The organism is Crossiella sp. S99.2 (assembly GCF_023094165.1).
Lineage (GTDB): Bacteria > Actinomycetota > Actinomycetes > Mycobacteriales > Pseudonocardiaceae > Crossiella.
On record NZ_JALMDK010000003.1, the window covers coordinates 869379 to 884578 of the forward strand.

General features: G+C 70.6%; 11 protein-coding genes and 1 pseudogene. 8 read left to right on the forward strand and 4 right to left on the reverse strand.

Features of this window, described 5'->3' with window-relative positions:
* Nucleotide 1: 1 nt before the first annotated feature.
* Together MZC64_RS15260 and MZC64_RS15265 are read right to left on the reverse strand one after the other, a co-directional pair.
* Entirely contained in the window at nucleotides 2-1834 is a 1833-nt protein-coding gene (locus MZC64_RS15260; protein WP_308301012.1) for a DUF1524 domain-containing protein, read from the reverse strand.
* A gap of 164 nt (nucleotides 1835-1998) precedes the next feature.
* A complete protein-coding gene (locus tag MZC64_RS15265) occupies nucleotides 1999-3333 on the reverse strand; it encodes a transposase (RefSeq protein WP_247756466.1) in 1335 nt (444 codons plus the stop codon).
* 70 nt (nucleotides 3334-3403) lie between these two features.
* Here MZC64_RS15265 and tnpA point away from each other — a divergent pair.
* Nucleotides 3404-3585, forward strand: a pseudogene (gene tnpA, locus MZC64_RS15270) (IS200/IS605 family transposase); the annotation flags it as partial.
* On the opposite strand, the gene MZC64_RS15275 reads toward tnpA, so the two are convergent.
* The gene (locus tag MZC64_RS15275) at nucleotides 3563-4048 is read right to left on the reverse strand and encodes a DUF262 domain-containing protein (RefSeq protein ID WP_308301006.1); all 486 of its coding nucleotides are present in this window, start codon (nucleotides 4046-4048) and stop codon (nucleotides 3563-3565) included. The pseudogene tnpA and the gene MZC64_RS15275 sit on opposite strands and share 23 nt — an antisense overlap.
* A gap of 22 nt (nucleotides 4049-4070) precedes the next feature.
* The gene (locus MZC64_RS15280) at nucleotides 4071-5156 is read right to left on the reverse strand and encodes a glycosyltransferase (RefSeq protein ID WP_247756463.1); all 1086 of its coding nucleotides are present in this window, start codon (nucleotides 5154-5156) and stop codon (nucleotides 4071-4073) included.
* Between the two features lie 145 nt (nucleotides 5157-5301).
* Here MZC64_RS15280 and MZC64_RS15285 point away from each other — a divergent pair, with 145 nt between their 5' ends.
* The 7 genes from MZC64_RS15285 to MZC64_RS15315 all read left to right on the forward strand — a co-directional run bounded on the left by MZC64_RS15285 (nucleotide 5302) and on the right by MZC64_RS15315 (nucleotide 15177).
* Nucleotides 5302-6510 (forward strand): MFS transporter, encoded by a 1209-nt coding sequence (locus MZC64_RS15285; protein WP_247756462.1) that lies wholly within the window; start codon nucleotides 5302-5304, stop codon nucleotides 6508-6510.
* Nucleotides 6507-7856: an acetyl-CoA carboxylase biotin carboxylase subunit family protein gene (locus tag MZC64_RS15290; RefSeq protein WP_247756460.1), complete on the forward strand. Its 1350-nt coding sequence runs from the start codon at nucleotides 6507-6509 to the stop codon at nucleotides 7854-7856. Before MZC64_RS15285 ends, MZC64_RS15290 begins: the two co-directional genes overlap by 4 nt.
* A gap of 122 nt (nucleotides 7857-7978) precedes the next feature.
* Nucleotides 7979-8830, forward strand: a complete 852-nt coding sequence (locus tag MZC64_RS15295; RefSeq protein WP_247756458.1) for a cyclopropane-fatty-acyl-phospholipid synthase family protein — start codon at nucleotides 7979-7981, stop codon at nucleotides 8828-8830.
* A 92-nt stretch (nucleotides 8831-8922) separates the two neighbouring features.
* On the forward strand, nucleotides 8923-9600 hold the full coding sequence (locus MZC64_RS15300; RefSeq protein ID WP_247756456.1) for a hypothetical protein: 678 nt from the start codon (nucleotides 8923-8925) through the stop codon (nucleotides 9598-9600).
* Nucleotides 9601-9855: 255 nt separating this feature from the next.
* On the forward strand, nucleotides 9856-11229 hold the full coding sequence (locus MZC64_RS15305; protein ID WP_247756454.1) for an NAD(P)/FAD-dependent oxidoreductase: 1374 nt from the start codon (nucleotides 9856-9858) through the stop codon (nucleotides 11227-11229).
* A gap of 212 nt (nucleotides 11230-11441) precedes the next feature.
* A complete protein-coding gene (locus tag MZC64_RS15310) occupies nucleotides 11442-11801 on the forward strand; it encodes a hypothetical protein (protein ID WP_247756452.1) in 360 nt (119 codons plus the stop codon).
* A gap of 190 nt (nucleotides 11802-11991) precedes the next feature.
* Nucleotides 11992-15177, forward strand: a complete 3186-nt coding sequence (locus MZC64_RS15315; protein WP_247756450.1) for a tetratricopeptide repeat protein — start codon at nucleotides 11992-11994, stop codon at nucleotides 15175-15177.
* The last annotated feature ends 23 nt before the right edge of the window (nucleotides 15178-15200 follow it).

Genomic DNA, 15200 nt, shown 5'->3' on the forward strand with positions numbered 1-15200 from the left:
ATCAGCGCTCGGCGGTGTCCCGGAACCAGCGGAGGATCTCGCCGAGCGCTCGCACGTTGGCCGGGTCGGCCAGCACGGTCAGCGGGAAACTGGGGCGCAGGGCGAGTTTGCTCGCCGGGATGTCGATGCCCGGGATCTTGTTGAGCCGCAGGCGTAGTTCGTCGCGGATCGCCGGGTCGGTGAACGGCTCCCGGGTGGCCAGGTGCAGGAAAACGACCTCGATGTACCCGGCGGCGCCGTAGGTCGGGTAGATGGTGAACGGCCAGACGTGTTTCCGCCCTGGCCGGTCGAGCAACAGGAAGCAGCTGGTCACCTTGGCTCCGTCGCCGAAACCGAACCTGCCGCCCAGCTCCAGCCAGCAGGAGAGCAGGGCGTCCACGCCTTGGACCTCATCGGCGGGGTTGCACATCTCCAGCTGCTCTTCGAACCGTCCCGAGTAGATGTCGTAGTCGTCGGCATCCTCCGGCTCCCCTGCCAGGCCGGTGGCGTCCAGGCCGAGCAGTTCGGCGATGCCGGCCGCGGACAGCCACTGATCCCAATCGGCCGTGTTGTGCTCGTCCAGGCGCACGCCGTCAGCTCGCAACACGTCCAGGACCTCACCGCGATCCGCGTCCGCCCAGCGGAAGGTGGCCGACACCCGGCCGTCGAAGCCGAGCACCCGGTGCGCGTTCACCACACCCGGGGTGTTGGCCAGGTGCACGCCGACCGGCCGCGGGTGCGAGTCAATCAGCGCGGCCATCTCGCCGTAGGTCGTCCACCCGCCTGCCGGCAGGGCCGCCAGCGCCCGGTGCAGCAGGCTCCAGTCCCTGGCCTTCTCCACCTGGTGCGCGCCGACCGGTCCCGGCCACAGCCGGATCGCCCGGTCGGCCAGATCCTCCGCCCTGGCCAGGATTTCCCCGGCGCCCCAACGGCTGGTGCCCGCGATCTGCCGGTTGAGTTCCAGGTGGCTGGCGGCCAGCAGGTCTTGTTTACGCTGGAACGGGTGGTTGGACAGGGTGGCGTTGACCGCGGTCAGGGTCAGGTTGCCCAGGGTGTGCAGCAGTTCCCGGTGCCGCTCCACCGGGTCGCCGCCGTCCTCGGCGAGCACGTCCAGCCACTCCTGGGTCGGAGTCTGCGGCAGCACGTGCTCGATGGTGAGCTTGGCCTTGGCGAAGTCCACCGGCTCCGGGTGCTCGTGGCTTTCCTCCAGGCGTTGCAGCACCAGCTTGCGCTGGGCCGGCTGGCCCTGCTGGTAGAACCGCTTGGTCCGGATCGCGGTGCGCAACTCCTCATCCGTCGGCCAGGAGCGGCGCTGACCGGAGAGCACCCAGCGCACGCCGTCGGCCACCGGCTGGTCGGCGGGCAGCTGGGCAGGCAGATCCTCGAAGATCCGGGCCAGGCTGTTGGGCGCCACCTTGCAGATCATCCGGCGGACCAGGAAACTCTCCATGTACCCCAGCGCGGTGGCGAGGTCCACTGTGGACAGTTCGCCGAGTTCGCGCTTCTCCAGCAACGCCATCAGCGCCGGGTAGGCCGCGGTAGTCGGCCAGCTCGCCAGGCGCCGCAGGCTGTCGCGGACGGCCTGATCCGGCTCGCGGTCGGGCTCGGTCAGTGTGCGCAGGTGCGGGGCGCGGCGGGTCAGCTCACGCAGGTAGGACTCGACCGCCGCCTCGGTGCCGCCCGCCCGGTGCAGCCGTTCCTGTTGCGCCACATACAGATCCTGCCGCCGGACCCGCTCGTCGCCGGTCAGCACCAGGTGCAGCCACATGAGTTGTTCGAGGCGGTCGCCCAGATCCCGTTCCAGTGGCAGCCACAGGTCGGTGTAGATCCGCTCGGCCTGGGTGGGCAGGCACATGAAGAGGTGGTTGCGCAGCAGGTCCGCCTGGCTCAGTCGCAGGCCGGTGTTGTTGAGCGACTCGAAGATCCGGTGCACGTTGTCGCCCCGGTCCGCGGTGACCAGCACCAGGCTCAGCCGGGTGGTCAGCGACTGCTCGACGCGGTCCAGCGCGGCCGGATCGGTCAGCCGTTCCAGCCGCCGCCGGAAGTACCGGTAGGCCGCGGCGAGCCGATCCTCGCCGGTGGCCTGGCCGTCCAGCAGACAGCTCCGTTGACATCCTCTCCGCTCTGAAGGACGGAGATTCCCTCCACGCGGCGCGTGGAACACGCAGCGTCTGGGTGGGTTACCGCTTCGCCGCGCGGTGCCGGCACCGCTGCTGGTCTTACCCGCGCTCCACGGTCGTTGAAGTCCGCCTGCCCGGCGGCCTTGATGTTCTTGGCGGCATTGATGTCCCGGTCGTGGGTGCTGCCGCACGGACAGTCCCACGACCGGACCTCGAGCGCCATCTTGTCGCCGACCCGGCCACAGTCCGAGCACATCCGGGTGGACGGGAAGAACCGGTCCACCCTGGCGAACGTGCGCCCATACCGGGCGGCCTTGTACTCCAACATGCCGGTGAAGCTGGCCCAGCCCGCATCGTGCACAGCCTTCGCGAGCCGGGTCCGGCCGAGACCGGCCACGCACAAATCCTCGACGTAGACCGCTTGATTATCGCGGATGATCGTCGTGGACAGCTTGTGCTGGAAGTCCCGGCGTGTGTCGACCACCCGAGCATGGGCACGGGCGAGCGCGACGACGGCCTTGCGGCGACGGTTCGAGCCCTTGGCCTTGCGCGACAGAGCTTTCTGCAACTTGCCGAGCCTGCGCGCGGCCTGCCGCAGGAAACGCGGTGCGGCAACCTTCGTGCCGTCCGAGAGCACCGCGAAATGGGTCAAACCCAGATCGATCCCCACCGCAGAATCCGAGGATGGCAACGGATCCTCCGTCACCTGCACGACAAACGAGGCGAAATACCGGCCGGCCGCGTCCTTGATCACGGTGACGCTGGACGGATCGGCAGGGAGCCGACGCGACCAGCGCACCGGCAGGTCGCCGATCTTCGGCAGCCTCAGGCGGCCGTTGTCCAAGACCTTGAACCGGGCGTTCTTCGTGAAGCGGATGGCCTGCCGATTGTCCTTGCGTGACCGGAACCGTGGCGGCGCGACCTTGCGGCCCTTGCGCTTACCTGAGACCGAGGCGAAGAAGTTGCGGTAGGCCACGTTCAAATCGGCCAGGGCCTGTTGCAGCACGACCGAGGACACCTCGGAAAGCCACGCCCGCTCCGGCGTGCCCTTGGCCTGGGTGATGACCTGCTTGGACAGCTCGCCCTCGGACAGGTACGGCAGCCCTTCGGCTCGCGCTTCCTGACGTGCCCGCAGTCCGTCGTTGAACACCACCCGTGCGCAGCCGAACGCGCGGGCCAACGCGATCTGCTGGCCCGGCGTCGGTTCGACGCGGTAGTTGTACCGCAGCTGCACCACGCCATTCTATGAAGTTGGTTTCATAGCCGATCATGAGGGTGTTCGTGCTGGTCGCCACTGTGTTTTCATGCTTCACACACTTGGTGTTCGTCACGAAGTACCGGCACAAGGTGTTCAGCGGCCGACACCTGACCCGGCTAGCGGAGATCATGCGGGCCCGTCTGTGGCGACTTCGAGTGCGAGCTGGCCGAGTTCAACGGCGAGGCCACCCACGTGCACCTGCTGGTCAACTTTCCGCCCAAGGTCGCTCGGCGGTGACCGGCCTGCCGCGCGGGCCTTCACCACCGGGCTGGAGCCCGGCACACTGACCCGCATTCCGGTAGCTGTCCCGGTTGGCCTGGGTGGGCAGCAGCCGCAGCCGGTCGTCGCCGTGTTTGTAGCGGTTGAGCAGGTAGAGGTCGTTGATCCGCTCGGTCTCGCCGAGATGGTCGCGCAACGCGGCCAGCGCCAGGCTCAGCGAGGTGAGCCGCTGCTGTCCGTCTACCACCACCCACTGCTCGAAGCCCGCCTCGCTGCGCGGCGAGGGCGCCAGCACCACCGAGCCCAGGAAGTGGGTCGGCCCGGCCGGTGGCGGCTCGGCCTGGCTGAGCACGTCCTCCCACAGGAGTTCGAGCTGTTTGTCCGTCCACGAGTAGGTCCGCTGGTACAGCGGCACCTGGAACTGGCGCTGGCCCTGGATCAGCCCGGTCAACGTGGTTTCTGAAGCACGCAAGAGTCCCCACCCCCGGCAGGAATTAGACCACCAGCGTGTCGATCACCTCACCCGGGGTAGGCATGGCGGCGATCTCCGCGCTGACCTCGCGGGCCGCCGTGCGCCAGCCGGGATCCGCCAGCAGCCGCCGCAACAGCTCCGGCGTCACCTCCTCGGCAACCGCTTTCACCCCGGCCCCGCGCGCGTGCACCGCGTCCGCCGTGATGAACCGGTCGGAGCCGTCCGGCAGCACCAGCTGCGGCACCCCGGCCGCCAGCGCGGCCAGTGCGGTGCCCGAGCCGCCGTGGTGCACCGCGGCCGCGCAGGTCTCCAGCAGCCGGTGCCACGGCACCCAACCGGTCGGTTGGACGTTGGCTGGCAGGGAACCCAGTTCGCTGATGTCCATCCGGCCCATGACCAGGGTGAAGTCGGCGTCGATCGCCGCGGCGGCGGTGACCACTCGGTCCAGGCGGGTGAGGCCGTCGACCTTGGGCGGCACGGTGCCGAGGGTTACCGCGATGCGGGGGCGGCCGGTGGGCTCGGGGAGGTCGCCGGGGGTGTCCAGGGGGATGGGGCGCACCGGATTGCCATAGGCCGGGCCGGGGATCATGCCGCGTGGGGCGATCTCCAGGGTGCCGGTGGGGGTCAGGCCGGGGTGGCCGAGTTCGGTGAGCATCAGCTCGCGCAGGCCGGCGGTGCGGGTGAAGCCGAGTTCGTGCTGGATGGCGGGGATGCCGAGTTCGGCGGCGGCGACCAGGGCGGCCGGGTAGAGGTACTCGTAGATCACCAGGTCGGGGCGCCAGGCGCGGACCGTGCTGATGGTGGCGGGCAGGGCGGCCAGGTTGACCTGGGCGGCCAGTGGGACGAAGGCGGCCCGGTCGGCGGAGTTGGTGGCCACGGTGCGGGCCAGCAGGTCGGGGTGCACCTCGGCGCCCCGACGGCGGAGTTCGTGCCGCCAGTCCAGGCCGGGCTGGATGGGCAGGTGCGGGACGTCGAGTGTGGTGATCGCCTCGCCGCCGTCCAGGGTGGCGAAGGCGATGGCGTGGCCGCGGTCACGGAATGCCGTGGCCAGCGGAATCATCGGCAACAGGTGGCCGGCTCCGGGACTTCCCAGGAAAAGGACCCGCATGAATCAAATCCTTCAATGTTGCGAGCAGAGTCACATCGGCCGGATTGGCCAATGAGGGTACCGGATGATAACATTCTGTTTCTCCGTTGTTCATCCCCGCCATTTGCGATGAACTCGATTCCGCGAATAACCGAGTTGAGCGAATGTGACCCGACTGTACAACGGCTACCAACTGTTCTCCGGACTGCTCTGGTGGCTGCCCGTCTTCTACCTCTACCAGCGCAACGCCGGTCTGACCGACGAGCAGATCTTCACCATCCAGAGCATCTACTACGTGTTCTTCTGCCTGCTGGAGATTCCCACCGGCGCGCTCGCGGACCGGTTCGACTATCGCCGGTTCCTGCTCGCCGGGGCGGGCACGCTGCTGGTCGCGAACCTGTTGCCGGTGTTCTGGCCGGTGTTCTGGGGATTCCTGGTGCACTTCCTGCTGGTGGCGCTGGCGAACTCGCTGGTCTCCGGTGCGGGCAGCGCCTATCTGTACGAATACCTCGTCCGTTCGGGCGTACCGGAGCGTTATCGCAAAGCCGAGGGCAACGCGCGGGCGGCCAGTCTGATCGGGCGGGTCGCCTGTCTGCCGCTGGCCGGGTTCCTCATGCAGTGGCACACCCCGCTGCCCTATCTGCTCACCGCCGCCGGCGCGGCCGTCGCGGTGCTGCTGGCCGCCCGCCTGCCCGCGCTGCCCGGTGGTCAGCGGCAGCCGGACAAGGCCGAGCGGGAGCCGCTGGCCCAGGCGCTGACCGGCGCGGTCCGCCTGGTCACCCGCTCGAAGCTGCTGATGCTGTTGATCGTGCAGGGCGTGGCGGTGTTCACCCTGGTCCGGGTGTTGCAGACCAACCTGTTCCAGCCGATCCTGGCCGCCAAGGACCTCCCGGTGGCCGCCTTCGGCTCGGTGCTGGCCGCCAACGCGCTCTTCGAGGTGGCCGGGGCGGCGCGTTCGGCGCTGGTGCGGCGCTGGCTCAGCGACACCAGGGCGATCTTCGTGCTGACCACCGTGCTCGCCCTGCTGCTCGCACTGCTGGTACCGGCCGGGCTGGCCGCGACCATCGCGCTGATGTGCGTGTTCTCCCTGGTCTCCGGGGTGGCCTACCCGATCCAGCGGCAGCTGGTCAACGACGCGATCACCGATCCCTCCCGCCGGGCCACCGTGCTCTCCGTCGAGTCCATTGTGGACAGACTGGTGTGCTCGCTGGTCGTGCTCGCCCTGGGCGCCTACCTCTCCGCCGGGGCGCTGAACCTGTTCCTCCTGCACCTGGCCATCGGCACCGTCGTGCTGATGACCGTGCTGGCCGTATTCCTCCGCCGGGCGAACCGCCGCCGCGCGCCGGAGGCCGTGAGCGAAGGACGCACCCGATGAGCAAGAAGATCCTCTACCTCTACGTCAAGGGCGGCGCGCCGCTGGAGCACGTCTTCCCGCGGATCGCGGGCGAGGGCGAGCTGCACGTGCTCGCGCTGACGCCGTTGCCGGAGGCCGGTGAGTCCGAGTGGCGGCCCGCCTGCACCAGCGTCACCGAGCTGGACACCGAGGCCCGCGGCGAGGCCCTGGTGGACCTGGTGGTCGAGCACGCCAGGGCGCTGGGTGCGGACGCGGTGCTGTCGATCTCGGAGTTCGCGGTGCTGCTGGTGGCCAAGGTCGCCGAGCGGCTGGGTCTGCCTGGTGGCGGTCCTGGCCTGATCACCGCGCGGGACAAGCGGTTGATGCGCGAGACCTGGGAGCGCGCGGGCGTGCCGATCCCCCGGTTCCGCCGGGTGGACTCCGAGGCCGACCTGGCCGCGGCGATGACCGAGCTGACCCCGCCGCTGCTGCTCAAGCCGGCCTGGGGCGCCGGATCGGTGGCTCAGCTGGTGCTGCACACCGCCGAGGACGTGGCCCCCGCGTGGCGGCAGGTAGCCGAGGCCCTGGAGCTGGGGCATCAGGTGGGCATGAACGAGCTGTACGCGCCGGACACCGACCGGGATCTGCTGGTCGAGGAGATCCTGGCCGGTTCGACCGAGGGCTGGTACACCGAACCCGGTTACGGCGACTACGTCAGCGTCGAGGGCATCGTGGCCAACGGCGTCTACCACCCGTTGTGCATCACCGGGAAGCTGCCCGCGATCCCGCCGTTCACCGAGGTCGCCAGCACCATGCCGAGCACGCTGCCCGAGCCGGTGCAGCGGCACCTGGAGGACATCTCCCGCCGCGCGGTGGACGCGCTGGGGCTTTCGACCTGCGGCACGCACACCGAGATCAAGCTCGGCCCGGACGGCTTCGGCGCGGTGATCGAGACCGGCGCCCGCTTCGCCGGGCTGATGGTGACCAAGCAGATCGAGGAGGTCTTCGGTTTCGATCCGATCGCCATGCTGGTGCGCGAGCTGCTCGGCGAGCCGGTGGACTACCCCGAGGCGATGATGATCGAGGGCAAGCGGGCCGCCGCCTCGCTGGCCGTGATCCCCACCGACGCGCAGGGCGCCCCGTGGGCCACCACCCCGCCCTGGAACCCCTCGGGGGTGGACTGGAACACGCTGCTCTCCCCCGGCACCACGGCCGATCAGGTGAAGGCGTTCGAGATGCCCGAGGGCGATCCAGTTCCGGTTTATGACCCGTCCGGGGGATCTCGCAACTGGCTTGGCGTGTTCTTCGTGACCGCCGAGGACGCGGAAACCCTGCGCCGGGACTGCAATGCGGTGCTCAACGGCCTGGAAGCGGCCCTGCCCGCCTGACTGGCGACAATACGACACTAGAAGAATCCGGACATACACGGCGATACGGTCGCTAGGTCGTCGTGTATGCCCGGTTCGCGGCGGCAGACCGATCGAGTTCCGCGCCCAGGGAGCCCGCCTGCATGCTGCGAGACATCCGTACGTTCGGCAAAATCCTCCGCGCCATCACCACTCGGGACCCCGCTGCCCGAGTACGGCGGTTCTACGAGTTCAGCGATCCGGAAAGCGACTTCGCCGGTCAGCAAACCCGGTATGTCAACATCGGCTATTGGCAGTACCCCGACAGCACCCTGGACGAGGCGGGCGCGGCGCTGGCCACCTGTCTCGGCGACGCGGTGGCCCTGGGGCCGGAGCAGGACGTGCTCGATGTCGGCTGTGGCTACGGCGAGCAGGACTTCCTGTGGCTGGGCACCGACAAGGCGCGCTCGGTCACCGGCCTGGACGTCACCCCGCGGCACGTGCTGGCCGCCAGGGAACGCGCCGAGCGGGCCGGGCTGACCGACCGGCTCGCCTTCCGCCTGGGCAGCGCGACCACGTTGCCGTTCCCGGACAACAGCTTCGACCGGGTGGTCTCGCTGGACGCGGCCTTCCACTTCCACCCGCGCAGCGCGTTCTTCGCCGAGGCATACCGGGTGCTCCGGCCCGGCGGCCTGCTCGGCACCATTGACACCCTGCCGCTGCACGGCGACACCCCGCGGGATGTGTTCCGCTCGCCGCGGTTCAGCCTCTACCGGTTCAGCATCCCGGACGAGAACTGGCACGACCGCGCCGCCTACTCCGAGCAGCTGACCGGGATCGGATTCGACGAGGTCGGTGTGCGGTCGATCCGCGAGCACACCTGGGAGGGCTGGTTCCGGCACTGGGGTGACCCGGGCCGGGCGAGCAAGCCGGACTGGTGGCAGGACCAGGACCAGATCCGGCGCGAACTGGATCTCCTGGACTGCGTCCTGGCCGTGGCCCGCAAACCCGGTTGAACCGGTGACCGCAAACTGCCAAGGGTGACCGGGCGGCCCCTCACCTGGCTACCTTCGGGGCGATTCGTCGACCAGGTGAGGGGCTGCTCGTCATGCGTGCTCGGTGGGCACTGCTGGGGGCGCTGCTGGCGCTGGGGGCCTGCGGCCCGCCGGAGCCGCCGCCAGGGCCGGTGCCGAACCTGCTCGTGGAGTACGTGCGGGCGGCCGAGGTCCGCGATGATCCACTGGCCAGGTACCGGGAGCACAGCCGCACGCCCGAGGACCGGATGGCCAACTTCGCCGCCCACTTCTCCCCGCAGCAACTGCAGAACACCCTGTTCGCCCACCGCCGGTGCCAGGACGGCGTCGGTTGCGCCCCCAGTGAGGCGGCCAGTGCCGCGATGCGGGAGTCCGGCCGCACCGAGGTCTTCCAGCGCCACCTGCTGATCCGGCGCGCGGACGGTGCGATCGAGGTGCTCGCGCTGCACGTGGCCCGCGCGCCCGGCGGCCCGGCCCGGGTCTTCGACCGCACCGGGCAGGACTACGGCGGCGAGTTGGAGGAGTTCCGGCGGGACAACACCTTGCTCACGCCGGAGGACTACCTGCGCGGGCCGCGCGAGCCGGCCAGGCTGGACGGCGAGGGCGAACTGGTCACGGTCACCGGCTCCACGGCCCGGCGCTGGTCGATCGGCGGCGGCGCCGTGCTGATCGTGCTCGGCGCCAGCCTCACCCTGGCGCTGCTGATCGCCGGGATCGTGCGGTTGCGGCGGCACGCGGCGCGGGACTGGTAGCCGATCTTGTTGTCCGCCAGTGCTGTGGCGCTCGCGGCGGCACGGTGGCGGGGGCGGCAGGTCAAGCAAGGCAGGACGACAACGCAATACTTCCGGTCCGGATTTACCTGTACTGGCCGATGTTCTGCGGTTTTCCCGAACTTTTCCGGCTAGCACAGGCAGTTTCGGGCAGTCTCCCCGAACAGCCGATCGCCAGCTGTGGCGGGCACGAGTTTCCTGGAGGGCGCCGAGCACACAGCCCTGGGGAGGACAGTCGTGCTGCAGCACGCCGCGATTCTCGGCGGCGGGATGGGTGGGATGCTGGCCGCGTTCGCCCTCGCACCGCACGCCGAGGCAGTCACCGTAGTCGAGCAGGACGGGTTCGCCGGGGAGCCGGTGCCGCGCCGGGGGGCGCCACAGGCCAGGCACACGCACGCGCTGGTTTCCGGTGGGGCCAGGGCAATGGAGGCGCTGGCGCCCGGGGTGCTGGCGGAGCTGGCCGCGGCCGGGGCGCAGCACATCAACCTGCCGGGGCGGTATCTCGGACTGGCCTCGCGGGGCTGGTTCCCGCGCTATGCCGGGCGGCAGTTCATCCTCGGGTGCAGCCGGGAACTGCTGGAGTCCACGCTGCGCGGGCGGTTGCGCGAGCTGCCCAACGTGACCGTGCTGGGGCGGACCGAAGTCGTTGGGCTGCAAGGGAGTCTGGCCGGGGTCACCGGGGTGCGCACCGGGTCGGGCCTGCTGGCCGCGGAGCTGGTGGTGGATGCCACCGGCCGGCGTTCCCGGGCGCCGCGCTGGCTGACCGAGCTGGGTTTCCCGCCGGTGCGTGAGTCCATTGTGGACCCGGGGATCTTCTATGCCACCGGGGTGTTCCGGGCGCCGGAGGACGCTGGTCCGGATTTCCCGGCGGTCACCCTGCAATCGAGTCCGCGGCGGGAACCGGGGGTGCGGCGCAACGGGACGCTGCTGCCGATCGAGGACGGGCTGTGGATGATCACGCTCTCCGGCGGGCCGGGCAGCAGGCCGGGCACGGACGCCGAGGGTTTCCGCGCCTTCGCCGCGCTGCTGCCGCACCCGGTGCTGGCCGAGTTGATCGAGGCGGCCACCCCGATCGGCACGCCCTTCGGATTCCGCGCCGATGCCAACCGCCGCAGGCACTTCGAGCGACTTCGCCCGTGCCCGCACGGTTTTGTCGCACTCGGGGACGCCTACGCCACCTTCAACCCGGTGTACGGGCACGGGATGTCCGCCGCCGCGCTGTCCGCGCTGGCCCTGCGCACCGAGTTCGAGCGGCGGCGCAGGCCGGGAACCCTGTCCCTGCAACGCGTTGTGGCCAAGGCGGCGGCGAACGCCTGGGACATGGCCACCGGCCAGGACGCCCGCTACCCCGGCACCAACGGCCCGGCTCCTGGCATGTTCGACGGGGTTTTCGACAAGCTCGGCGACTGGATCTCGGCCAGCAGCGGCCGCAGCCGGCTGGTCACCGACATCAGGGCCGACATCTTCGCCCTCACCGCCCCACCCAGCCGGATGCGCAGCCCCCGGGTGCTCTGGCAAGCCGTGCGCGGCGGTGACAGCGGCGGCCCGGTGCTACCGGACCCCCCGTTCACCCCCGCCGAACGCCGGGTCCTGGGCGCCCGCCAACGCTGAACCCACCGGCGTGTTGGCCGTTGTCGTACCCAGTCTTGGCCGAACTGGTACGACTTGGGCCAACTGGTACGCCCACTTCAGCCAACTCGGCGTACCAGTTGGGCCAACTCGGCGTCCACAACGGCCAACACACCGTGCGAGAACGGCCAACACGGTGCGGGTCGCGCTGGCGTAGGGTTGAGCACGGCTTTCGCCCGGCAGAGGGAGGTCCAGTGCGGCGTCGACGTGTCCGGCTCGGCCGCGGACCGGCCGCCGCGCTCTCCATCGTGATCGCCGCCGCGGTCAGCGCGGGCATCAACATCGCCACCAGCAGTCCCGGCTGGACGATCATCGTCGGGGTGAGCGTGCTGGTCCTGTTGTGGGCCGGACTGGAGTGGTGGCGGGCGGCCGGCGCGACTGAGTCCGGGCAACCAAGCCAGGTCCGGATCGGCCAGCGCGCCACCCGGGTCCAGGGCGGCGAAATCGTCGGTGCGGAGGGACTGCCGCCGGGCGCCGGGCTGGAAGTCACCCAGGAGGTGACCGAGGTTGGCGAGAACGGCTCGGTCATCGGCTACCGCGATCCCAAGGTGTGACCCGCGGTCAGTACCGCGCTGAAACCGGATACATCGATCGGTCGACCCGTCCACTGAGGACAGCCTTCCCTCAGTGCATCCGTTGACCTGCGCGGACAATCCCCAGCACAACCCCGCACACCGCTAGTATCGATCATGCGGCCCGTGCCAGACTCGCCCCTTCATCGGCGGTCCAGGGAGGGAACGCGGGTTGGAGATCCGGATCCTGGGGGAGATCGGTATCCACGGGCCAGACGGCCAGGTTCGGCTGGAACGGATGGCCGAACGCGGGGTGCTCGCCGCGCTCGCGCTCTGCCCCGGCGAGTGGGTGAACGCGCACACCCTGGCCGAGCACATCTGGCCTGCCGGGCCGCCGCCGAGTGCCGCGGCGAGTCTGGGCAAGTACGTGGAGCGGGTGCGCACCGCGATCCAGACCGCGGGCGGGGACAAGAACTGGTTGCGCACCAGGGGTGTCGGCTCCGCGCACACCGACCGGGCGCGGGCCTACCGGCTCGACCTCGACCCGCTGCTGGTCGATCACCACCGCTCGGCCGCGCACGCCCGGCAGGCCAGAACCGCCGCCGGTCATGGCGAGCACGAGAAAGCGATTGCCGAGTACCAGGCCGCACTTGGCCTCTGGCGTGGCGAACCGCTCAGCCCGGTCACCGGGACCTGGGTGGAGGGGCAGCGGTTCATGCTCGCCCAGGAACGGCTGCGGATGCACACCGAACTGCTCGCCGAGCAGTTGCACGCCGGGGATTTCCCCACCGTGGCCAGCAATGTCACCCGGCTGCTCAACGAGTGCACGCCCACCGACGAGCTGATCATGATCGGGTTGCGCGCGCTGGCCTGGTGCGGGCGGCACACCGCGATCCGCGAGTTCCTGGACTTCGCCACCCAGCGGATGCGCGCGGCCTGCGCCGCCGAACCCGGTCCCGGGGTGCGCGCGCTGGCCCGGCACCTGCTGGCCAACCCGCCCGCGACCGCCGAACCGGTGCCCGCGCCACCGGAGTCCTTCGCCGAATCCGCCGCAGTGGTGGCCGCGCTGCCACCGGATGTGCTCAGCTTCACCGGCCGCACCGGCGAACTGCGCGAGCTGACCCAGGCGGTGCTGCGGGCGGCCGAGAGCGCGGGCGGCACCGGGATCCTCGCCGTGGACGGCATGCCCGGCGTCGGCAAGACCACCCTGGCCGTACACGCCGCGCACCAGCTCGCCGCCCGCTTCCCGGACGGCCAGTTCTTCTTGCGGCTCAACGCTTTCACCCTCGGCCAGCGCCCGGTGGACCCGGCCGACGCGCTGATCGACCTGCTGGCGGCCATCGGCGTCCCGGCCCGCGGCATCCCGTCCTCCTGCCAGGCCCGCGCCGCGTTGTGGCGACGCCGGGCCCGCGGCAAACGGCTGCTGCTGTTGCTCGACGACGCCGCCGGACACGACCAGGTCCGCCCACTGCTGCCGGACAGCCCCGGCTGCTTCGTGCTGATCACCAGCCGTCGCCGGCTGGGCGCGCTGGAACACCTGCGCTCACTGGAACTGGCCAAGATGCCCCCAGCCGACGCCGCCGAACTGTTCCTCACCCTGGCCGGTGAGCAACATCGCGCGGCCGCCGGGGAGGTGGCCGATCTGGTGGCGCGCTGCGATTTCCTGCCACTGGCCATCCGGCTGGCCGCCGGGCGGCTGCGGCACCACCCGCGCTGGACCGTGCGGCACCTGGTGGACCTGCTGGCCTGCAAGCAAAACCGGCTCAGCGAGATCCGCGCGGAGAAGCTGTGCATCACCGCCGCCTTCGAGCTGTCCTACCAGGGCCTGTCCGCGGACCAGCAACGCCTGTTCCAGCAACTCGGCGAGCACCCGGGCACCGAGATCGACGCCTACGGCGCGGCCGCGCTGACCGGGACCGACCTGGCCACCGCCGGTCAGGGCCTGGAAGACCTCTACGACGACCACCTGCTCACCGAGACCGCGCCCGGCCGCTACGGCCTGCACGACCTCTTGCAGGAGTACGCCCGGATGCTCTCCCCACCGGACCGGCGGCAACAGCGGCGGGAAGCCCTGGGCCGCCTGCTGAGCTACTACCTGCACACCACCATCGCCGCCAGCGCGCAGATCCTGGTCGCCGCCCCGGTCACCGAGGCCGCCGCACCCGCGCGGCCACCCGCGCACAGCCCCACCATCACCGGCGCCAACGCGTTGTCCTGGCTGGACAGTGAACGGTGCAATCTGGCCGCCTGCGTGCTCACCCCGGTGCCACCGGAACACACCGGCCTGATTACCGCGCTGGCCACCGCCCTGCACCCGTACCTGCGCCGACGCGGCAACTGGCAGCAGTCCTCGGTGCTCAACCAGACCGCCCTGGCCGTGGCCCGGCGCACCGGCGACCGCCGGGGCGAGGCCAACGCGCTCAGCATCCTCGGCAACGTCGCCCGCCTGGACGGCGACAACCTGGCGGCCACCGGCCACCTCACCGAAGCCCTCGCGCTGTACCGGGAACTGGACGACCGGGCCGGGCAGGCCGGCACGCTCAACGAACTGGGCGTGGTGCGGTACCTGGTCTGCGACCTGGCCGCGGCCACCACCAACCTGCACGAGGCCGCCGAGCACTACCGCACCATCGGCGACACCCTGGGCCAGGCGCACGCGCTCAACGACCTCGGCTGGACCCGCTTCCTGGACGGCGACAACTGCTGCGCCGGCGGCAACCTGGCCGACGCGCTGACCTTCTACCGCCGCCTGGGCAACATCCTGGGCCAGGCCAACACGTTGCGGGACACCGCGCTGATGCGCGCCCTGTCCGGGGACCACACCGGCGCCCGCTTCGACATCGCCGAAGCCCTCACCTACTACCGGGCCCTGGGTGACGAACTCGGCGAGGCGAGCGCGCTCAACCACTCCTGCCTGGTCCGGATCACCACCGGCGACCTGGCCGAAGCGGCCAAGGACGTGGCCCGCTCGCTGGCCCAGTCCCGGGCCCTGGGCGATGTGCTCGGCCAGGCCAACGCGCTCAACTCCACGGGCTTCCTGCACAGCCTCACCGGCGACCCGGCCGGCGCGGCCCGCGACCTCACCTCCGCGCTGGCCCTGTACCGGCACATGCGCAACCCCCTGGGCGCCGCGGTCACCCTGTGGCGGCTGGGCGCGGTCCGGCTGGGCCAGGACCGGGTGGAGGAGGCCCGGTCGCTGTATTCGCGGTCCCTGGAACTGGGTCAGCAGATGGCCGCGCCCTCGGTGCTGGCCGAGGCCGGGGCCGGGCTGGGGCGGTGCCTGGTGCGGTTGAACAAGATGGAGGAGGGCCGGGAGCACCTGCGCAAGGCGCTCTCGATCTACGCCCTGATCCGCTGGCCGCAGGCCAAGCTGCTCACCGCGGAACTGGCCGAACTGGATCGAATTTTGCCGTCCTGACCAGGTGTTTTGCCGGGCTGTCC